Origin of the sequence: Frigidibacter oleivorans (genome assembly GCF_003993775.1) — a bacterium.
GTDB classification, from domain to species: domain Bacteria; phylum Pseudomonadota; class Alphaproteobacteria; order Rhodobacterales; family Rhodobacteraceae; genus Frigidibacter; species Frigidibacter oleivorans.
On the sequence record NZ_RJRZ01000010.1, the window covers coordinates 94,844 to 114,645 of the forward strand.

Consider the following 19,802-nt stretch of genomic DNA (forward strand, 5'->3'; position numbering starts at 1 on the left):
TATCGGTCGCGGGCGGCCAGCGTCCAGCGGGGGGCCGGTCCGCCGCGCCACGCCGGACGATGGCGGCCGTCAGCCGCGCGCCGCCACCGAGGTCATCGCCGCCTTCAGCTCGTGCACCGCGGTCTGCGCCATCGACCGGAAGACCCACAGGTCGAACCGGTCCGCCCCGCTGCGCCGGACCAGCGCCGCCATGTGATTGAGCGGCGCCCGCGCCACCGCGCCCTCGGGGAAGGCTGCGATCCGCAGGTCCAGCGACACCAGCCGCGCCAGCACCGCCTCGGCCGCCGGGCCGCGCAGCTGCATCGCCGCCCAGGCGTCGGACTGGTCGGTCAGCGCCGCATGTCCCGCCAGCCGCGCCGCCAGCGGCTCGGGCAGCGGCCCGAGGACGAAGGCCGTGCCCCGCCCCGCCCAGAGACAGGCGAGGCTGCCCCCGACGCCGGAGGTGCCGGGCGCGGGCCAGTCGAGCCCCGCCTCGGCCAGGATCGCCGCGACGGCCGCGGCCTGCCCGTGAAAGGGCGCGATGGACAGCACCGGCCCGGGCCGCAGTTCCACCAGCTGCGCCCCGGTGACGATGACCGGCAGCAGGTCGCCGCAGGGCGGGGTTTCGATCAGGCTAGCCACGCATCCGCACTCCGTCTGGGTCGTAGAAGACCGGGGCCGTCACCTCGACGGTGACGTCGACCCCGCGCAGGCTGTCGAGAAGCTGCAGCCGTTCGCCATGCCGGGTGCGGCCGTCGCGCAGGAAGCCGAGCCCGATGGACAACCCCAGCGTCGGCGACCAGCAGGCCGAGGTGACATAGCCCAGATCGTTCATCGGCACCGGTTCCGCCCCCTGCGGGAAAAGATGCGCGCCGGCCAGCACCGCGTCGCCCCGCCCGGTGGCCTTCAGCCCGACCAGCTGCTGCCGGTCCGGCCCCGACAGGCCCGGCCGTTCGCTGGCGGCGCGGCCGATGAAATCCTTCTTGCGGCTCATCAGACCCTGCAGCCCCAGATCGAAGGCGGTGGTGCGGCCATGCAGTTCGGCATGGGTCAGGAAGCCCTTCTCGATCCTGAGGACGTTCAGCGCCTCCATGCCATAGGCGCAGCCGCCCATCGCCTCGGCCCGCGCCACCAGATCGCGGTAGAGTGCGTTGCCATAGCGCGCGGGCACCGCCACCTCATACCCCTCCTCGCCCGAGAAGGAGATGCGGAACAGCCGCGCCGCGACCCCGTGCAGCTGGACGTCGCGGCAGGCCATGAAGGCCATCTCGTCCAGCGGCTGGTCGAGGATGCCATCCAGCAGGCGGCGCGCCTTCGGCCCGGTGACGGCAAACTGCGCCCAGGCCTCGGTCACCGAAATGGCCCGCAGGTCCAGGTCCGGGCGCAGCGCCTGCGCCACGAAGTCGAGATGGCGCATCACCTGCCCCGCGGCGGCGGTGGTGGTGGTGATCAGGAAATGCCCCTCGCCCAGCCGGGCGCAGGTGCCGTCATCCATCACCATCCCGTCCTCGCGCAGCATCAGCCCATAGCGGACGCGGCCCGGGGAGAGCGTGGACATGGTGTTGGTATAGACGAAATCGAGGAAGGCGGCGGCGTCCGGCCCCTGCACGTCGATCTTGCCCAGCGTCGAGACATCGCAGATGCCGACGCGGGACCGGACCGTCGCCACCTCGCGGTCGCAGGCCTCTTTCCAGGTGGGCTCGCCGGTGCGGGGGAAGTGGCTGGGGCGATACCACAGCCCCGCCTCAATCATCGGCGCCAGCCGGTCCAGCGCCGCGCGGTGCGAGGTGGTCAGCCGTTCCGGCGCGAAGCCCTTGCCCCGCCCGCCCGCGCCCATCGCGGCGATGGAAACGGGGGTGAAGGGTGGGCGGTAGGTGGTGGTGCCGGTGGCGGGAACGCTTTGCCCCGTCGCCTCGGCCAGCACTGCCAGCGCCGCGACGTTGGACCCGCGCCCCTGATCCAGCGCCATCCCCTGGGTGGTATAGCGCTTCATGTGCTCGACCGAGGTGAAGCCCTCGGTCGCGGCCAGCCGCACATCCTTGGTCGTGACGTCATTGGCCATGTCGAGGAAGGCACGGCCCTCGCCCCGCACCTCCCACAGCGGGGTCACCCGCACCGGCGCATCCTCGGCCTCGGGCAGGGGCGCGGGCTCGCCCGCCCGGTCGAGCGCCGCCAGCGCCTCCAGCCCCGCGCGCTGCCCGTCGGCGAGGCAGCCCGCGGTGGAGAAGACGCCCGCCGCCGCGCCGCAGGGGATCAGCCCCGGCACCGTGCCCGGCTTGCCCGGATGCGGCGGCACGAAGGCCGCGATCTCCTCGCGCCACCAGGGCCGGGCCCCGTGATGGCAGGCCAGATGCACCGCCGGGTTCCAGCCGCCCGAGACGGCAAGGCAATCCGCCGGCACCCGCCGGGTGCCATGGTCGGTCTCGACGGTGACGGATTTCAGCGCGAGCCGCCCCTCGGTGCCCAGCACCTTCGCCCCGCGCAGCACCTGGAACGGCGCGTCCAGCCGCGCATCGGCCCGCGCGTCGATCAGCGCCGTCACCTCGATCCCGGCCGCGTGCAGGTCACGGGCGGTGCGGTGCCCGTCGTCGTTGTTGGTGAAGACCGCGACGCGCGACCCGGCGGCGACGCCCCAGCGGTTGAGATAGGCGCGCACCGCGCCCGCGGCCATCACCCCGGGCCGGTCGTTCCCCGGGAAGGCGATCAGCCGTTCCTGCGCGCCCGCGGCCAGCACCGCGCGGCGGGCGACGATGCGCCAGAAGGCCTCGCGCGGCAGGTCGCCGGGGCGGGCAAGATGCAGCGCCACCCGTTCCAGCGCGCCGAACGTGCCGTCGTCATAGGCGCCGGTGACGGTGGTGCGCGGCATCACCCGCACGCCCAGATCCCGCAGTTCCGCCATCGCCGCGGCCACCCAGGCCGGGCCGGGCTGGCCCCCGACCTCATGCGTCTCGGCCAGCAGCCGGCCGCCGGGGCGGGCATCCTCGTCGGCGAGGATGACGTCGGCCCCGGCCCGCGCCGCGGTCAGCGCCGCCATGATCCCGGCCGGCCCCGCGCCGATCACCAGCAGGTCGCAATGCGCCCAGACCTTTTCGTAGGGCGCGACCTCCGGCTCCTGCGGCAGGCGGCCAAGGCCCGCGGCGCGGCGGATCAGCGGCTCGTAAAGCCCCTCCCAGAAGGCGCGCGGCCACATGAAGGTCTTGTAATAGAACCCCGCGCCGAGGAAGGGCGCGAAGAGGTCGTTCACCTGCATCGCGTCGAAGCGCAGCGAGGGCCAGCGGTTCTGGCTGTCCGCCTCCAGCCCCTGATGCAGTTCCTGCATCGTGGCGCGGACATTGGGCACCCCTGCCCCGTCGCGCCGCACGGTCACCAGCCCGTTCGGCTCTTCGCTGCCGGCGAAGACCAGCCCGCGCGGCCGGTGATACTTGAAGCTGCGCCCGATCAGCCGCTGGCCCGATGCCAGCAGCGCCGAGGCGAGGGTGTCGCCCTCGAAACCCACATGCTCCACCCCGTCGAAGCGGAAGCCCAGCGTCTGGCTGCGGTCGATCAGGCCCTTGCCCTCGATCCTCATGCCCGGTCCTCCGCGACGGCGCGGACCGACAGCATCTCGTGGCTGACGGTGTCGCGGTCCACCACCAGCCAGGACCCGCAGCCCTGATCGTGATACCACAGGTCGCGCACCGGCCCGGCGATGTTGTCGCGCAGGTGCAGATAGGCGTCCCAGGCCTCGGGCGCGGCATCGGCGGCCGGCCGGTCGAGATAATCGGCGGCGCCGTAGTAGTAGAATTCGCGCCGGTCGCGCGGGCCGCAGAGGGGGCAGGTCAGGCGCATCGGTGTCTCTCAGTGCAGGTTGTGCTGGCTGCCGGTGCCTTCCTCGTCGAGGAGGTGGCCGGTGGCGAAACGGTCGAGGCGGAAGCGGCGGGCGACCTCATGCGGCTCGCCCGTGGCCATCAGATGCGCCATGCACCAGCCAGAGGCGGGCACGGCCTTGAAGCCGCCATAGTTCCAGCCGCAGTCGATGAACAGCCCCTCCACCGGCGTGCGGTCGATGATCGGCGACCCGTCCGGGGTCATGTCCATGATCCCGCCCCAGCTGCGCAGCACCCTGGCCCGGCCGATCATCGGCATCAGCGTCATCCCCGCCTCCATCACATGCTCGACCATCGGCAGGTTCCCCCGCGCCGCATAGGAGGCGTAGAAGTCGAGGTCGCCGCCGAAGACGAGCCCGCCCTTGTCGGACTGGCTGATGTAGAAATGGCCCATGCCGAAGCTGATGACATGGTCGATGGCGGGTTTCAGCCCTTCGGTGACGAAGGCCTGCAGGACATGGCTTTCGACGGGCAGGCGCATGCCCGCCATCGCCGCCACCTGCCCCGACCGGCCCGCGACCACGATGCCCACCTTGCGCGCCCGGATCGCGCCGCGCGTCGTCTGCACGCCGGTGACGCGGCCGCCGGCGGTGTCGATGCCCGTCACCTCGCAGTTCTGGATCAGGTCCACGCCCAGCCGGTCGGCCCCCCGGGCATAGCCCCAGGCCACCGCATCGTGCCGCGCGGTGCCGCCGCGCCGGTGCAGCAGCCCGCCTTGGACCGGGAAGCGGGCATTGTCGAAATCGAGATAAGGCAGCAGCCGGCGCACCGCGGCGCGGTCCAGCAGCTCGGCATCGTCGCCCTGCGAGATCATCGCATTGCCGCGCCGGGCGAAGGCGTCGCGCTGCCCGTCGGAATGAAACAGGTTGATCAGGCCGCGCTGGCTGTGCATCACGTTGTAGTTCAGCTCGGCTTCCAGACCCTCCCACAGCTTCAGCGAATGGCTGTAGAATTCCTGGTTGCCGGGCAGGAAATAGTTGGCGCGCACGATGGTGGTGTTGCGCCCGACATTGCCGCCGCCGAGATAGCCCTTCTCCAGCACCGCGATGTTCCGCAGCCCGTGATTCCTGGCCAGATAATAGGCCGTGGACAGGCCATGCCCGCCGCCGCCGATGATGACGATGTCGTATTCGGCCTTCGGCTCGGGCTCGCGCCAGGCACGGGTCCAGCCGCGATTGCCGCTGAACCCCTCGGTCAGCACCTTGAACCCGGAATAGCGCATCCGTCCCTCCTGCCGCCGCCGGGGCGCCCCTGTCGCGCATCCCGGCCCCGGACAGTCAAAAGGCTCCGCCGGGGGAATGCAACGCCGCGGCGACCGGGAATGGCTCATGGGCGACATCACGATGTCGCGGGACGATGGAGCGGAGGCGGGACCGTCGCAGCGGCGGCCGGAGACCGAAAAAAGTCGCGGAGCCACGCAACTAAAGACTGGTACGCCACGTCTTTGGATAAGCATTCAAACTTGGATATGTATCCCGAGATGAGGTTCGACGTGTTGCACCCGCCGCCTTTCCCCGATGCGCCCTCGACCGGCGCCCGTACCGACGCCGAAACCATGGCCGGCCCGGCGGATCGGGGCGGCCCGGACCCGGCGCATCCCCGGCCGGGGGCAGCACCCGGTCCGGCGGCGGAGGACCGGCATCGCGACGACGGACGCTGGGCACCGCCGGGCGCCTGGATCGGCCTGTTCGCGGTCGTGGCGGCGGCATTCTGGGCGGGGCTGATCGCGCTGCTGGTCTGACGCCCGGTCTATAGTGCGGGCAGTCCTGGTGCGGGCGGCGGGAGTCGAACCCGCACGGGCCAAGCCCAAACGATTTTAAGTCGCGTGTGTCTACCGTTCCACCACGCCCGCGGCGGCCGTCTCTCCGTAGCGTCCGGCCCGCGGGATGACAATCACGGCTGCGACAGCCGGCACCGCCCCGGGTGACGGCGCCGCCGCGAAGGTGCTATGCCACCGGCGACCCACCCTGCGAGGCCCGCGATGCTTGCCGACCCCCCTGCCCGCCCCCGTGTCCAATCCCTCTCGCGGGCGCTGCTGGTCGCGCTGGCGCTGGCGGCGGGGCCGGCGCTGGCGGATCGGGACGTGACGGGGACGGCCGGCTATCCGCAGCGGATCGCCCTGCCCGAGGGCGCGGAACTGGTGGTCGAGCTGCGGAACGAGGCCGGCACCGTGGTGGCGCTGGCCCGCCGCCCGACCGGCGGCGCGCAGGTGCCGCTGCCCTTCGCGATCACCGCGCCCGCGCCGCAGGGGGACGCGCCCGCCCCCCTGCTGGTCCTGCAGGTCGCGGTGCTGCAGGACGGCGCGCCGATCTGGGTCAGCGATCCGCTGCCGCTGCCGCCCGAGGGTGAGGCGATGCCGCCGGTGCGGCTGCGCCCCTGGCAGCCGATGGGCTTTGCCACCCGCTTCCGCTGCGGCGAACTGCCGGTGGAACTTGGCTTCGTCGATCCCGACGCCCGGCTGCGGATCGGCGACCGCTTCCTCGACCTGAAACCGATCCCCGCCGCCTCGGGCACGAAATTCGGGGCCGGAGAGGGCGAGGACACCTTCGCCTGGACCCGGGGCGAGGGCATGCTGTTGCGCCTGCAGGGCGCGGTCTTCCCGGAATGCCGGAAAGAGGCGCCGGGCGAGCCGCCGTTCCGGGCGGGCGGCAGCGAGCCGGGATGGAGCCTGACCCTCGACGCGGACAGCGCGCACTGGTCCGGCCGCTATGGCGAGGTGACGCGCGACACGGCGCTGCCCCTGCCCCTGCCCGCGGCGGAGGGCGCACGGCGCTATGACCTCGCGCCCGACCTGACGGTCACGGTGACCGATGCGCTGTGCCGCGATGCCGCGACGGGGATGCCGCATCCCGCCGCCGTCTCGGCGACCTTCGGGGACGAGACGATGCAGGGCTGCGGCGGCAGCCCGATGGCGCTGCTGGCCGGGGCGGACTGGCGGGTGGAGGATATCGCCGGGCGCGGCATTCCCGACGACGCGATGGCCACGGTCGGCTTTCACGACGGCCGCGCCACGGGCCAGACCGGCTGCAACGCCTTCACCGGCGCGCTGGAGCTGACGGGCGAGGCGCTGCGCTTCGGCCCCGTGGCGATGACCCGCCGCGCCTGCGCCCCGGCGCTGACCCGGCTGGAGGCGGACATGATGTCCGCGCTGCAGGAAACAGACCGCTTCGACATTGCCGCCGACGGGGCGCTGATGCTGATGGCGGGGGACAGGCCGCTGATGCTGCTGCGCCGCTGAGGGTTCAGCCGAGCCCGGTTTCCTTCACCGTCTCCATCGCCACATAGGTCGAGGTCGAGCCGACATGCGGCAGGGTCGAGATGCGCTCGGCCAACACCCGGCGATATTCGCCGATATCGCCGGTGCGCACCTTCAGCAGATAGTCGAAGCCGCCGGCGATCATGTGGCATTCCTCGATCTCGGGCAGCAGGCGCACCGCGCGGTTGAAGGCCTGCAGCGCCGCCTCGCGCGTGTCGGTCAGCCGCACCTCGACGAAGGCCACATGCGCCTGCCCCATGCGGATCGGGTTCAGCATGGCGCGATAGCCGGTGATGTAGCCCGCCGCCTCCAGCCGCCGCACCCGCGCCTGCACCGGGGATTTCGTCAGCCCCACCCGGCGGGCGAGGTCGGTATGGCTGAGCCGCCCCTCGGTGGCCAGCACGGCCAGGATGGCACGGTCGAATCGGTCCAGGTCATCCGGCACGTCGCGGGCTCCATCTTCGGGCGATCCACCTGGATTCAGGCAATATGCGGCCAGATCGCCTGCCAGCTTGGCGATAGGATGGGTCATTGCCAAGCCCTTGCGAGACGCCGATGACCCGGACCCCTTCCGCCGCTCCCTTCCTGCAGATCGAGGCGGCGACGCTCGCCCCCGAAGGCCCGCTGCTGGCCGCGCTGGTCGCCGAGGCGGGCCTGTCGGCCGGGGATCGCGCCCGCATCGCCGCGCGGGGGGCCGATCTGGTGCGGGCGATCCGGGCGGGCGCGCGGCCCGGGATGATGGAGGTCTTCCTGGCCGAATACGGCCTCTCCACCGACGAGGGCATCGCGCTGATGTGCCTGGCGGAGGCGCTGCTGCGGGTGCCGGATGCCGAGACGATGGATGCGCTGATCGAGGACAAGATCGCGCCCTCGGACTGGTCGCGGCATCTGGGGCACTCGGCCTCGCCGCTGGTCAACGCCTCGACCTGGGCGCTGATGCTGACGGGCCGGGTGCTGGACGACGACGTGCAGCCGGGCATGGCCGCGCGGCTGAAGGGCGCGATCCGGCGGGTGGGCGAACCGGTGATCCGCGCCGCCGTCGCCCGTGCGATGAAGGAGATGGGCCGCCAGTTCGTGCTGGGCGAAACTATCGGCGCCGCCATGTCCCGCGCCGCGGCGGCCGAGGCGAAGGGCTTCACCTACAGCTATGACATGCTGGGCGAGGCGGCGCGCACCGCCGCCGATGCCGCCCGCTATGCCAAAAGCTATGCCGACGCGATCGGCGCCATCGCCCGCGCCTGCACGAAAGGCGACATCCGCGACAATCCCGGCATCTCGGTCAAGTTCTCGGCCCTGCATCCGCGCTACGAGGTGGCGCAGGAGGCGCGGGTGATGGCGGAACTGGTGCCGGTGGTGCGCGACCTCGCCCGCGCGGCGGCGGCGGCGGGCATGGGCTTCAACGTCGATGCCGAAGAGGCCGACCGGCTGACCCTGTCGCTGAAGGTGATCGAGGCGGTGCTGGCCGATCCGGCGCTGGCGGGCTGGGACGGGTTCGGGGTGGTGGTGCAGGCCTATGGCCGCCGCGCCGGGCCGGTCATCGACTGGCTGCACGATCTGGCGGCACGGCTGGACCGGCGGATCATGGTGCGGCTGGTCAAGGGCGCCTACTGGGACAGCGAGATCAAGCGCGCGCAGGTGCTGGGCCTGACCGATTTCCCGGTCTTCACCCGAAAGCCCGCCACCGATGTCAGCTATCTCGCGCTGGCGCGGCGGCTGCTGTCGATGACCGACCGCATCTATCCGCAATTCGCCGGGCACAATGCCCATACCGTCGCCGCGATCCTCGACATGGCGCCGGACCGCCGCAGCTTCGAGTTCCAGCGCCTGCACGGCATGGGCGAGCGGCTGCATGACATCGTCCACCGGGCCGAAGGCACCCGCTGCCGGATCTACGCCCCCGTCGGCGCGCATCGCGACCTTCTGGCCTATCTGGTGCGGCGGCTGCTGGAAAACGGCGCCAATTCCTCCTTCGTCAACAGGGTTGTGGACGCGGATGTGCCGCCCGAGGAGGTCGCCCCCTGCCCCTTCGCCGCCATCGAGGCGGTGCTGCCCGACCCCGCGAACCCTGCGATCCGGCGCGGGACCGAGCTGTTTCCCGGGCGGCGCAACAGCCGGGGCTTCGACCTGACCGATGGCGCGACGCTCGATGCCATCGCCGCCGCCATCGCCGCCGCCCCGCCGCCGGCCGAGGCACGCCCCCGGCTCGCCGGCCCGGTGGCGCCGCTGCCGCCCCGTCCGGTGATCGCCCCCGCCAGCGGTGCGGCGGCCGGCGCGGTCGCCTGGGCCAGCGCCGCCGATGTGGCCACAGCCTTCGCCGCGGCGGAACCCTGGACGGCCCCGGCCCCCGCCCGCGCCGCCGTGCTGGAACGGGCGGCGGACCTCTATGAGGACAGCTTCGGCCCGATCTTCGCCCTGCTCGCCGCCGAGGCGGGCAAGACCCTGCCCGATGCCGTGGCCGAACTGCGCGAGGCGGTTGATTTCCTGCGCTACTATGCCGGGCAGGCGCGCGGACTGACCGCGCCGCCGCGCGGCACCGTCATCTGCATCAGCCCGTGGAACTTCCCCTTGGCCATCTTCACCGGCCAGATCGCCGCGGCGCTGGCGGCGGGGAACGCGGTGCTGGCCAAGCCCGCCGAACAGACGCCGCTGATCGCCGATCTGGCGGTGGCGCTGCTGCACCGGGCGGGGGTGCCGGCCACCGCGCTGCAACTGCTGCCCGGCGACGGTGGCGTGGGGGCGATGCTGACCGGCGACGCGCGGACCGACGGGGTGGCCTTCACCGGCGGCACCGACACCGCCCGCGCCATCGCCCGCAGCATGGCCGCTGCCTGCGCCCCCGGCACGCCGCTGATCGCCGAAACCGGCGGGCTGAACGCGATGGTGGTGGACTCCACCGCCCTGCCGGAACAGGCGGTGCGCGACATCGTCGCCTCGGCCTTCCAGTCGGCGGGGCAACGCTGTTCGGCGCTGCGCTGCCTCTATGTGCAAGAGGAGGTGGCGCCGCATCTGCTGACCATGCTGACGGGGGCGATGGACGAGCTGGTCCTGGGCGATCCCGCCCGGCTCGACACCGATGTCGGCCCGGTGATCGATGCCGAGGCGCTGGCCACGATCCGCGCCCATGTCGTCCGCGCCCGGGCCGAGGGGCGGCTCGTCAAGGAACTGCCCGTCCCCGCAAAGGGCAGCTTCGCCGGGCCGGCGGTGATCCGCGTCGCGGGCATCGGCGATCTGGGGCAGGAAATCTTCGGCCCGGTCCTGCATGTGGCGACCTTCCCCGCCGGCGGGCTCGAGACGGTGATCGCCGACATCGCGGCCACCGGCTATGGCCTGACCTTCGGCCTGCACAGCCGCATCGACGACCGGGTGCAGCGGGTGGCCGAGGCGGTGCCGGCGGGCAATCTCTATGTCAACCGCAACCAGATCGGCGCGGTGGTGGGCAGCCAGCCCTTCGGCGGCGAGGGCCTGTCGGGCACCGGGCCCAAGGCGGGCGGGCCGGACTACCTGCCGCGCTTCACCCGCGCCCCCGCGCCTGCGGTCGCTGCGACGGCTGAAGACGCGGCCGAAGACGCCGGCACGGCGGATATGGCGGCGCTGTCCGCCGCGCTCGCCGCCCCGGCCCCGCCGCGGCCGGGCGAGCCGCTGGAGCTGCCGGGCCCGACCGGCGAGTCGAACCGGCTGATGCACCTGCCCCGCCCGCCGGTCCTGTGCCTCGGCCCCGGGCGGGCGGCCGCGGCGGCGCAGGCCGATGCGGTGCGGGCGCTTGGCGGGCGGGCGGTGGAGGTCGCAGGCCGGATCGACCCCGCGGCGCTGCCGCGGCTGCCGGCCTTCGGCGGCGTGCTGTGGTGGGGCGATGCGGCAACCGCCACGGCCCTGGCCCGCGCGCTGGCCGACCGGCCCGGCCCGATCCTGCCGCTGATCGCCGGCCTGCCGGACCGCGGCCATGCGCTGCTGGAGCGGCACCTCTGCGTGGACACCACAGCGTCGGGGGGGAATGCGGAACTGCTGGCGGGGGCGGGGTGAGAGCGGCTGTGGGCGCTTGACCTTGCCGCGCGCAGGCCCGAGGTTCAGGTCATGTTCCCGATCCGCGATCACAACCCCTCCCGCAACCCGGCCTGGGTCACCTGGGCGCTGATCGCGGCGAACACGGCCATCTTCCTCTATTCATGGCCCTATTTCGCCGACGAGTTCGCGCTGATGGGGTTCTGGTCGCAATGGGCGCTGATCCCCGCCGCGGTGACCGAGGGCGGGCAATGGGGCGGGTTGCTGACCTCGATGTTCCTGCACGGCGGCGTGATGCACCTGGCCGGCAACATGCTGTTCCTGTGGATCTTCGGCGACAATCTGGAAGACGAGATGGGGCATCTGGGCTTCCTGGTCTTCTACCTCGCCGCCGGGCTGGCCGCGGGCATCGCCCATCTGGCCGCCGATCCCTTCAGCACCATCCCCACCGTCGGCGCCTCGGGCGCCATCGCCGGGGTGATGGGCGCCTATCTGCTTCTGTTCCCCCGCGCGCGGGTGGACGTGCTGATCGTCTTCATCGTGTTCTTCAAGGTCTTCCCGGTCCGGGCCTGGCTGATGCTGGGCCTGTGGTTCGGGCTGCAGCTGCTGAACGGCTGGATGGGCGCGACCGAGGCGGCGGGCGTCGCCTACTGGGCCCATGCCGGCGGCTTCGTCGCGGGGGCGGTGCTGGCGCTGCCGGTCTGGCTGCGGCGCGGCGGGCCGGCCTTCTGGCAGCGCAACCACGGCCTGCCGCCGCATCCAGGCACGGTCTATCGCCCGACGCGTATCCCCGCCGTGCCCCGCCGCAGGAGGTGACGACCGTGCTGCCCGAGATCCGCGATGCCCACCCCGCCCGCTGCCATTGCGGCGCCGTGACCTTCGAGGTGACGCTCGCCCCCGGCGGCCTTGCCACCGCGGCGCGCTGCGACTGTTCCTTCTGCCGGAGGCGCGGGGCGATGGTGGTGACGGCGGCGCCGGGCGGCCTGCGCTTCCTGTCCGGGCAGGACAGGCTGACGCTCTACCAGTTCGGGACCGGCACCGCCGAACATCACTTCTGCAGCATCTGCGGGATCTACACCCATCACCGCCGCCGGTCGGATCCCGGCCAGTTCGGCGTCAACGTCGCCTGTCTCGAAGGCGTCAACCCGCGCTTCCTCGACCCCGTGCCGTGGAACGACGGGGTGAACCACCCGTCCGACCGCAAGGGGTAGGGATCAGGCCGCCTCGCGCAGGATCTTGCACAGCGGATCGAACAACTCGCCATTCGCGGCGATGATCGCGCCCGATTCCATCGGCTCGCGTCCCTCGCGCACCGCGCCGACGAAGCCGCCCGCCTCTTTCACCAGCAGCATGCCCGCCGCCATGTCCCAGGGCTGGATGCCGCGTTCCCAGTAGCCGTCCACCCGCCCTGCCGCCACATAGGCAAGGTCCAGCGCCGCCGCGCCCCAGCGGCGCACACCGGCGCAGACCGGCATCAGCCGGGCCAGGTCCTGCAGCGTCGCGGGCAGGGTGCCGCGCCCGCCGAAGGGGATGCCGGTGGCGAAGATCGACTCGATCATCACCCGCCGCCCCGACACGCGGATGCGGCTTTCGTTCATCCAGGCGCCCGCGCCCTTCTCGGCCCAGAACAGTTCGTCCTTCGCCGGGTCGTAGACCACGCCCGCCACGACCTCGCCCTTGTGTTCCAGGGCGATGGACACGGCCCAGTGCGGCAGCCCGTGCAGGAAGTTGGTGGTCCCGTCCAGCGGATCGACGATCCAGCGCCGGGTGGGGTCCTCGCCCGCCTCCTCGCCGGTCTCCTCGCCGATCCAGCCATAGGCGGGACGGGCGCCGCGCAGCTCTTCCTTGATCAGCCGTTCCGCCTCGCGGTCGGCACGGCTGACGAAGTCGCCCGGACCCTTGGAAGAGACCTGCAGGTTCTCGACCTCGCGGAAATCCTTCACAAGGCTGCGGCCCGCCTTGCGCGCGGCCTTGATCATCACGTTGAGATTGGCGCTGCCCTGCATGGCGGATTCCCCTTTGTGCGAGGCGTCCTCCTACACGCAGCGCCCCCGCTTGTGAAGGGCATGCGGCCGCGCGCCGCGCCGGTTCGGCGCAGGCTCAATGCTGGAAGGTGGCCCGGCGCGGCAGGAACACCGTCAGCAGCCCCACCGCCGGCAGCACCGAACAGGCGAGGTAGACGGTGCGCAGCCCGTGGACATCGGCCAGCACCCCCAGCAGCGCCGCGGCGATGCCGCCCATGCCGAAGGCGAAGCCGAAGAAGATGCCCGCGACCATGCCCACCCGGCCGGGCAGCAGGTCCTGCGCATAGACCACGATGGCCGGAAAGGCCGAGGCGAGGATCAGCCCGATGATCACCGACAGGATCGCGGTGCCCGCCAGCCCCGCATGCGGCAGCGCCAGAGTGAAGGGCAGCACGCCCAGGATCGAGATCCAGATCACCGTCATCGCGCCGAAGCGGTCGCCGATGGGGCCGCCGAGGATCGTGCCCGCCGCCACCGCGCCGAGGAACAGGAACAGCATCATCTGCGCCGCCTGCGTCGACAGTCCGAAGGTCTCGATCAGGTAGAAGGTGTAGTAGCTGGAAATCGAGGCCATGTAGAAGTTCTTGGAGAAGGTCAGCAGCGCGAGGATCGCCAGCGCGAAGACCACCCGGTTGCGCGGCAGGGGCAGCGTCCGGTCCGCCACGCGCCGCGCGGTCGACCGCAGATGTTCGCCGTACCAGCGTCCGACGCGCGCGAGGATGCCGATCCCCAGCAGGGCCAGCGCGCAGAACAGCACCACGCTGTGCCGCCCCTGCGGCACCACGATGAAGGCCGCCAGCAGCGGGCCAAGCGAGGCGCCGAAATTGCCACCCACCTGGAACAGCGACTGCGCCAGCCCGAACCGCCCGCCCGAGGCGAGCCGGGCCACGCGGCTGGCCTCGGGGTGGAAGACCGAGGAGCCGAGGCCGATCAGCATCGCGCCGGCCAGCAGCAGCGGATAGCTGGGCGCGTAGGACAGCAGCACCAGCCCGCAGAAGGTGAAGCCCATGCCGAAGGGCAGCGACATCGGCAGCGGCCGGCGGTCGGTCACGATGCCCACCGCGGGCTGCAGCAGCGACGCCGTCACCTGAAAGGCGAAGGTCAGCAGCCCGATCTGCCAGTAGTCCAGCGCGAATTCGGTCTTGATCAGCGGATAGAGCGCCGCCAGCAGCGACTGCATGACGTCGTTCAGCATGTGGCACAGGCTGACGGCGATCAGGATCGGGAAGACGGTGGCACCTGCGCCCTGCGGCGCGGACAGCGGGGATGCAGTCATGGAAGGCTCCTTGCCGCCTTGGCTACGCCTGCTGCCGTGCCGCGTCATCCCACAAATTGTAACGGTGGCAATGCGGCGCTGCCAGGGTATGGGTGCGGGCGCGGAAGGGCCTAGCGGCCCTGCAGCTTGCGCGGCTCGCTCTGCGCCAGCCGCAGGAAATCCTCCATCCAGGGCCGGGTGGCGTCGCCCTCGCGGATCGCGGCGTAGAGGGTCTTGGTCAGCCCCGTCCGCGTCACCGGCTTGGTCACGTAGTCGGGGCGATAGCGCACGTCGCGCAGCACCCAGTCGGGCAGCACCGCCACCCCGCGGTTGGAGGCGACCAGCATCAGGATCACTGCCGTCAGTTCCACCAGCCGCACCGCGCGCGGTTCAACCCGCGCCGGGATCAGCAGTTCCGAGAACACGTCGAGCCGCCCGCGATCCATCGGATAGGCGATCAGCACCTGGTCGCGGAAATCCTCGGCCTCGACCCAGGGCTTCGCTGCCAGCGGGTTCTGGGCCGAGGCGATGAAGGTGGGCGCATAGTCGAACAGCGGCAGGAAGGTCGCCCCCGGCAGCGGCTCGGGGTCGGACGAGATCACGAGGTCCACCTCCTCGCGCATCAGGGCGGGCAGCGCGCCGAAGGCGAGGCCGGGGCGGATATCCACATCCACCTCGGGCCAGGCCCGGCGAAAGCCTTCCAGCACCGGGAACAGCCAGTCGAAGCAGGCATGGCATTCGATGGCGATATGCAGCTGTCCCACCCGCCCCGACCGCAGCCCGGCGAATTCCTCTTCCAGTGCGTCGATCTCGGGCAGGATGCGTTCGGCGGCGCGCAGCATCCGCTGCCCGGCGGGCGACAGGCGCATCGGCTTCGACCGGCGCACGAACAGTTCCACCCCCGCCTGATCCTCGATCCCCTTCACCTGATGCGACAGGGCCGACTGGGTGATGTTCAGCACCTCGGCCGCCCGGGCCAGACCGCCGGTCTGGTGGATGGCGCGGATCGTGCGCAGGTGGCGCAGCTCGATATGCATGGCCGGCTCATGTTGATCTTGAGGATTATGAATTTGTCTCACGTTGGCCGATCTGGCACAAGGGAGGCCACGCAGGAGGACCAGACATGACCCGCCGCCCCCGCATCTCGTTCGAGTTCTTTCCCCCGCAATCGCTGGAGGCGAGCTTTCGCCTGTGGGAAACCGTGCAGGTCCTGGCGCCGCTGAAGCCGAATTTCGTGTCGGTCACCTATGGCGCCGGCGGCACCACCCGCAAGCTGACGCATGAGGCGGTGACGACGATCGGCAAGAATTACGGGCTGAACGTCGCGGCGCACCTGACCTGCGTCGACGCAACCCGGGACGAGACGATGGCCATCGCCGACAGCTATGCGGCGGCGGGCGTGACGGAACTGGTGGCCCTGCGCGGCGACGCGCCGAAAGGGGCCGAGCGGTTCACCCCCCATCCCGAAGGCTTCGCCGATTCGGTCGAGCTGGTGGCGGCGCTGGCCGGGACCGGCAAGTTCACCCTGCGCGTCGGCGCCTATCCCGAGCGTCACCCCGAGGCCGCCGACCGCGATCAGGACATCGCCTGGCTGAAGCGCAAGATCGACGCCGGCGCCAGTTCCGCGATCACCCAGTTCTTCTTCCAGGCGGACACCTTCCTGCGCTTCCGCGATGCCTGCGCCGCGGCGGGCATCACCGCGCCGATCATCCCGGGCATCCTGCCGATCGAGAACTGGGAGGGCACCAAGCGTTTTGCCGGCCGATGCGGCACCCGGGTGCCGGTGGGCATGGACGAGGCCTTTGCCGGCGCGCGAGCCGAGGGCCGGCAGGACGCGCTGGCGCAGGCGCTGTGCGTGGACCTGTGCGAGGCACTGCTGCGCGAGGGCGTGGAGGATCTGCACTTCTACACGCTGAACCGGCCGCAGCTGACCCGCGACGTCTGCGAGGCCCTGGGCCTGCGGCCCGACGCGGCGCTCGATCAGGTCGCCTGACCGCGGACGCGCCGGCGCCGCGGGGGTCAGGCGCGGTTCGCCAACCCCGGCCAGTGCGGGCGCCAGGACCAGCGGCGGCGGTGCTGCCCCCGTGCGGTCGGATGCACCCGTTCCGACGGGTCGCGCCCGACGACGCGGCGGCGGCGATGCATGAACAGCCGCCCGATCCCCTGCCAGTTGCCGACCGCCGGGGCATCGGCATCCATCGGGAACCGCGCGCGCCAGCCCTCGGGCAGGGCCAGCCCGGCGCCTTCGGCCTCGGTCAGGATCCAGTTCAGCGGAATGTTCGACAGGCCGCGGGCGGCGTGAAAGCCGCCCAGTTGGCCGCCGATATCGCCATGGCTGCCCCGGAACCATACCTGCTCCACCCGGCCGGTCCAGCCTTCGGGGCTGGACCACATTACCGGCGCATAGACCTGCCGCGTCTCGTCGAGCGCCAGCGCATGCAGCCCCCGCCGCACCGAGGCGCCCAGATGATGGTTGTGGAACTGGTGGCGCGGTTCGGTGAACAGCCACAGCAGTGGCAGGCGGATCCCCAGGGCCTTGACCGTGTCGAAGGCGCCGATCATCTCGATCCCGACCTCGGCATGGCAATGGGCGGCGGCGAAGGCGCGGGCAGCGGGGGAATCGGGGGCGCGCTGATAATGGCGATAGGCCTGACGGATGTTGCGCTCGGTCGCCTCGTCATGGCGCAGCAGGCCGACGCGGTCGATGGCCCCCGCCAGCGAGCGCACCGCATAGGCGCCGCGCGAATAGCCGAACAGGAAGATGCGGTCGCCGGGGCGGTAGCGGGTGGCCAGCCAGCCATAGGCGCGGCGGATCTGCCGGTTGATGCCCCGGCCCATCGCCACGTCGCCGGTCTGGTTCCAGCGCCGCCACTGCACACCGGCCTCGTAATAGACCATCTGGTGCGCGCCCGGCGGGCGTTCGCGCAGCAGCTTCCACATCAGGCCGATATTCGTCTCTTCGCCCGGCTTCAGCGAGGACATGGTGCCGTCGAGCAGGATGATGTGATCGTGCGGCGGGCGGACCGGGCCGGGCGCGGGGGCGGTCTGCGTGGTCTCGACCCGGGTTCCGCGACCGAAGAGGCCCCACAGCAGGTCGATCATCCGGGTCATGGCCGTCCTGCGCCTCCGCCGCGCGCGCCTTGCCGCCGCGGCACTTCGCCGCGGCCTCATCATCGCATGAACCTAGTCGCGGCGCAGCCGCGCGGTTCCCTGCGGGGGCCGGTGAATCGGAGAAATGCCCGCAATCCGGCGTGATTGATGCGACAATGCCCACCCCGTGACCGGGGCGGGCATCATCGGGCCGTCAGGCGGTGGTCCCGCCGCGGCGGAATCAGACCTTCAGGCTGAGCGTGGTGGCCAGAAGGATGTCGCCGAAGCCGTTGAAGCGGGTGTTGGTCGCGGTCGAATAGGCGCCCATGCCGTGGAACAGCACATAGTCGCCTTCCGCGATGTCGCCCGCCAGCGGCAGTTCGCCCGGCAGCCGGTCCACCGAATCGCAGGTCGGGCCAAAGACGATGCGGTCGCGCGATCCGCCGTCGCGCAGCCGGCCGTCCGGCGCGATCACCGACACCCGGTCGATGACGCCGATCATCGGCAGTTCCACGAGGTTGCCATAGGTGCCGTCGTTCAGGAACACATGGCTGTCGTCGCGCACCGCCTTGACCCGCGCCGCCAGCGCAAAGGCATCGCCCACCAGGCCGCGGCCCGGTTCGCAGACCAGCGCGGGGCGGGCCTCGCCGAAGGCTTCGGTCGCGACACGGTCGATCAGCGCGAAAATCGCGTCCAGATCGGGCGCCACCGCGTTCAGCCGGTGCGAGGGGAAACCACCGCCGACATTCAGCCGGCGCGCCTGCACGCCCGACAGGCGGCAGATCTCGGCCCCGGCGCGGATATAGGCGTCCCAGGCCATCGGGTCGGTGCATTGCGTGCCCGGATGGAAGGTCAGCGAGGGGATGAAGCCCGCATCGGCCACCTTGCGCAGCAGCTCTGCCGCGGTTTCCACCGTCGCGCCGAACTTGGCGCCGAAGTTGTAGGCCGCACCCGACACCGGCAGCTTGTAGCGGACCGAGATCTCGCAGCCCTCGGCGGGCACCATCTCGATCAGCTTGGCCAGTTCGGAATGGCTGTCCACGGACCACGACGTCACCTCGGCCGCGACGGCATGGGCGATCTCGGCCCGGGCGCGGACAGGGTTGTGGTAGTGCAGCGCCGCCTGCGGGGCCAGCCGGCGGATCATGTCGATCTCGAACGGCGAGGCCACGTCGAAGCCGTTGATCCCGGCGGCGACGAGGTTCTGGATCACCATCTCGTCGGGGTTCGACTTCACCGCATAGGTGACGAGCCCCGGGAAGCCCGCGATGAAGCGGCGCGCGGTGGCCTGCAGCACCGTCGGCGCGAAGAACATCACCGGATTGTCCGGCTGCTGCGTGCGAAGAAGTTCGGTCGGGTTCGACCAGATCGTTTTCGAGAGCCCCATCGGCGTGTCCTTTCCTGCTGCCAACAGAGCGCAGCCTTCCCCAGCCCTGGAATACCAGTTCGGGACGCTTACGCGTTTCCAAACCAGGCCAGGTGCGTATGAGCCGCCCTTTTCCTGAAAACGAAGTCTGCGCGATATGGGGCACAAACTCACCGATCAAAATAGTAGAAATGTGGCGTGTCGTCGTTAAACTGCCGGCAGGTTCGGTCAAACTGAAAGGTGGCGGCATGGATGACCTCGATCGCGCGATCATCGGCCTGCTGGGGGCGGATGCGCGGATGTCGGTGGCGGTTCTGGCCCGGCGGCTGAAGGTCGCCCGCTCGACCATCCAGGCCCGGCTGGAGCGGATGGAGACGGGCGGCATCATCGCGGGCTATACCGTCAAGCTGGGCGAGGCGGCGCGGCAGGGCCGGATCCGGGCCACCGTCCTGCTGACGGTGGAGCCGCGGGCGCAGGCCGGCATCCTGACCCGCCTGCGCGCCGTCCCCGAGGTCGAGCGGGTCCACACCACCAGCGGCCGCGTGGACCTGCTGCTGCAGATCGCGGCACCCTCGACGGCGGTTCTGGACGGCGTGCTGGACCAGATCGGCGAGATGCAGGGGGTCCGGTCGTCGGAAAGCCTGATCCACCTGTCGACCAAGATCGACCGGTCCGTCTGAGCGCGGCGCGGGCCTCCGTCTGCCGGCAACGAAGTCTTAACTCCCCTGCCCCACCCTGCCCGCGCGGCCCCCCTCGGCCGCGGACAGGAGCAGCGGATGGACGCATCCCCCTTCGCCGGCGATCCCGGCCCCAATATCAACGGCCGGGCCTGCCCGCCCGGCACCCGTGCCCCGGACCCGGCGCCGCCTGCCCGGCGCCTGCCCTGGCTGGGGCTGGCCAGCGCCGCGGCGGCCGTGCTGTGGGCGGGCGTGGCGGTGGTGCTGATGACGTGACCGCCGCAGCCCCA

Annotated in this window: 18 protein-coding genes and 1 tRNA gene; 8 read left to right on the forward strand and 11 right to left on the reverse strand. The window is 71.5% G+C overall.

Going from position 1 to position 19,802, the window contains the following annotated elements; genetic code table 11:
- Window positions 1-69 precede the first annotated feature (69 nt).
- From EEY80_RS13195 to EEY80_RS13210, 4 genes are read right to left on the reverse strand one after another with little or no spacing between them, the layout of a single operon-like run.
- Entirely contained in the window at window positions 70-621 is a 552-nt protein-coding gene (locus tag EEY80_RS13195; protein WP_126977071.1) for a sarcosine oxidase subunit gamma, read from the reverse strand.
- Window positions 614-3,547 (reverse strand): sarcosine oxidase subunit alpha family protein, encoded by a 2,934-nt coding sequence (locus EEY80_RS13200; protein ID WP_126977073.1) that lies wholly within the window; start codon window positions 3,545-3,547, stop codon window positions 614-616. Before EEY80_RS13200 ends, EEY80_RS13195 begins: the two co-directional genes overlap by 8 nt.
- Window positions 3,544-3,807 carry a sarcosine oxidase subunit delta gene (locus EEY80_RS13205; RefSeq protein WP_126977075.1) on the reverse strand — a complete coding sequence of 88 codons (264 nt, stop codon included), beginning with the start codon at window positions 3,805-3,807 and terminating at the stop codon, window positions 3,544-3,546. Before EEY80_RS13205 ends, EEY80_RS13200 begins: the two co-directional genes overlap by 4 nt.
- A 9-nt stretch (window positions 3,808-3,816) precedes the next feature.
- Complete coding sequence (locus EEY80_RS13210) at window positions 3,817-5,067, reverse strand: sarcosine oxidase subunit beta family protein (protein ID WP_126977077.1); 1,251 nt, start codon at window positions 5,065-5,067, stop codon at window positions 3,817-3,819.
- 240 nt (window positions 5,068-5,307) lie between these two features.
- Between EEY80_RS13210 and EEY80_RS13215 the strand changes: the two genes are divergently transcribed.
- Window positions 5,308-5,586, forward strand: a complete 279-nt coding sequence (locus tag EEY80_RS13215; RefSeq protein WP_126977079.1) for a hypothetical protein — start codon at window positions 5,308-5,310, stop codon at window positions 5,584-5,586.
- A 26-nt stretch (window positions 5,587-5,612) separates the two neighbouring features.
- Here EEY80_RS13215 and EEY80_RS13220 read toward each other — a convergent pair.
- Window positions 5,613-5,697 (reverse strand) — tRNA-Leu (locus EEY80_RS13220).
- 129 nt (window positions 5,698-5,826) lie between these two features.
- Here EEY80_RS13220 and EEY80_RS13225 point away from each other — a divergent pair.
- Entirely contained in the window at window positions 5,827-7,083 is a 1,257-nt protein-coding gene (locus EEY80_RS13225; protein WP_164738248.1) for an META domain-containing protein, read from the forward strand.
- Window positions 7,084-7,087: 4 nt separating this feature from the next.
- Here EEY80_RS13225 and EEY80_RS13230 read toward each other — a convergent pair whose 3' ends face one another.
- Window positions 7,088-7,546, reverse strand: coding sequence for an Lrp/AsnC ligand binding domain-containing protein (locus EEY80_RS13230; RefSeq protein ID WP_126977182.1), 459 nt, complete (start codon window positions 7,544-7,546; stop codon window positions 7,088-7,090).
- Between the two features lie 110 nt (window positions 7,547-7,656).
- Between EEY80_RS13230 and putA the strand changes: the two genes are divergently transcribed.
- The 3 genes from putA to EEY80_RS13245 are packed head-to-tail and all read left to right on the forward strand — an operon-like array spanning window position 7,657 to window position 12,311.
- Window positions 7,657-11,121, forward strand: a complete 3,465-nt coding sequence (gene putA / locus EEY80_RS13235; protein ID WP_126977083.1) for a bifunctional proline dehydrogenase/L-glutamate gamma-semialdehyde dehydrogenase PutA — start codon at window positions 7,657-7,659, stop codon at window positions 11,119-11,121.
- A gap of 51 nt (window positions 11,122-11,172) precedes the next feature.
- Entirely contained in the window at window positions 11,173-11,916 is a 744-nt protein-coding gene (locus EEY80_RS13240; RefSeq protein WP_126977085.1) for a rhomboid family intramembrane serine protease, read from the forward strand.
- A gap of 5 nt (window positions 11,917-11,921) precedes the next feature.
- The gene (locus tag EEY80_RS13245) at window positions 11,922-12,311 is read left to right on the forward strand and encodes a GFA family protein (protein WP_235829839.1); all 390 of its coding nucleotides are present in this window, start codon (window positions 11,922-11,924) and stop codon (window positions 12,309-12,311) included.
- Window positions 12,312-12,314: 3 nt separating this feature from the next.
- On the opposite strand, the gene EEY80_RS13250 is transcribed toward EEY80_RS13245, so the two are convergent.
- From EEY80_RS13250 to EEY80_RS13260, 3 genes are all read right to left on the reverse strand, one after another.
- Window positions 12,315-13,106, reverse strand: a complete 792-nt coding sequence (locus EEY80_RS13250) for an inositol monophosphatase family protein (protein ID WP_126977087.1) — start codon at window positions 13,104-13,106, stop codon at window positions 12,315-12,317.
- Between the two features lie 94 nt (window positions 13,107-13,200).
- Window positions 13,201-14,400: an MFS transporter gene (locus EEY80_RS13255; protein WP_126977089.1), complete on the reverse strand. Its 1,200-nt coding sequence runs from the start codon at window positions 14,398-14,400 to the stop codon at window positions 13,201-13,203.
- A gap of 110 nt (window positions 14,401-14,510) precedes the next feature.
- Window positions 14,511-15,416, reverse strand: coding sequence for a LysR family transcriptional regulator (locus EEY80_RS13260; protein WP_126977091.1), 906 nt, complete (start codon window positions 15,414-15,416; stop codon window positions 14,511-14,513).
- 86 nt (window positions 15,417-15,502) lie between these two features.
- Here EEY80_RS13260 and metF point away from each other — a divergent pair, with 86 nt between their 5' ends.
- Window positions 15,503-16,372: a methylenetetrahydrofolate reductase [NAD(P)H] gene (metF, locus tag EEY80_RS13265; protein WP_126977093.1), complete on the forward strand. Its 870-nt coding sequence runs from the start codon at window positions 15,503-15,505 to the stop codon at window positions 16,370-16,372.
- Window positions 16,373-16,398: 26 nt separating this feature from the next.
- On the opposite strand, the gene EEY80_RS13270 is transcribed toward metF, so the two are convergent.
- The gene (locus EEY80_RS13270; RefSeq protein ID WP_126977186.1) at window positions 16,399-17,481 is read right to left on the reverse strand and encodes a DUF2235 domain-containing protein; all 1,083 of its coding nucleotides are present in this window, start codon (window positions 17,479-17,481) and stop codon (window positions 16,399-16,401) included.
- A 229-nt stretch (window positions 17,482-17,710) separates the two neighbouring features.
- Complete coding sequence (locus EEY80_RS13275) at window positions 17,711-18,856, reverse strand: type III PLP-dependent enzyme (RefSeq protein WP_126977095.1); 1,146 nt, start codon at window positions 18,854-18,856, stop codon at window positions 17,711-17,713.
- Window positions 18,857-19,083: 227 nt separating this feature from the next.
- Between EEY80_RS13275 and EEY80_RS13280 the strand changes: the two genes are divergently transcribed.
- Together EEY80_RS13280 and EEY80_RS20115 are read left to right on the forward strand one after the other, a co-directional pair.
- Window positions 19,084-19,515, forward strand: a complete 432-nt coding sequence (locus EEY80_RS13280) for an Lrp/AsnC family transcriptional regulator (RefSeq protein ID WP_126977097.1) — start codon at window positions 19,084-19,086, stop codon at window positions 19,513-19,515.
- Between the two features lie 96 nt (window positions 19,516-19,611).
- Window positions 19,612-19,788 (forward strand): hypothetical protein, encoded by a 177-nt coding sequence (locus EEY80_RS20115; protein ID WP_164738250.1) that lies wholly within the window; start codon window positions 19,612-19,614, stop codon window positions 19,786-19,788.
- Window positions 19,789-19,802: the final 14 nt, after the last annotated feature.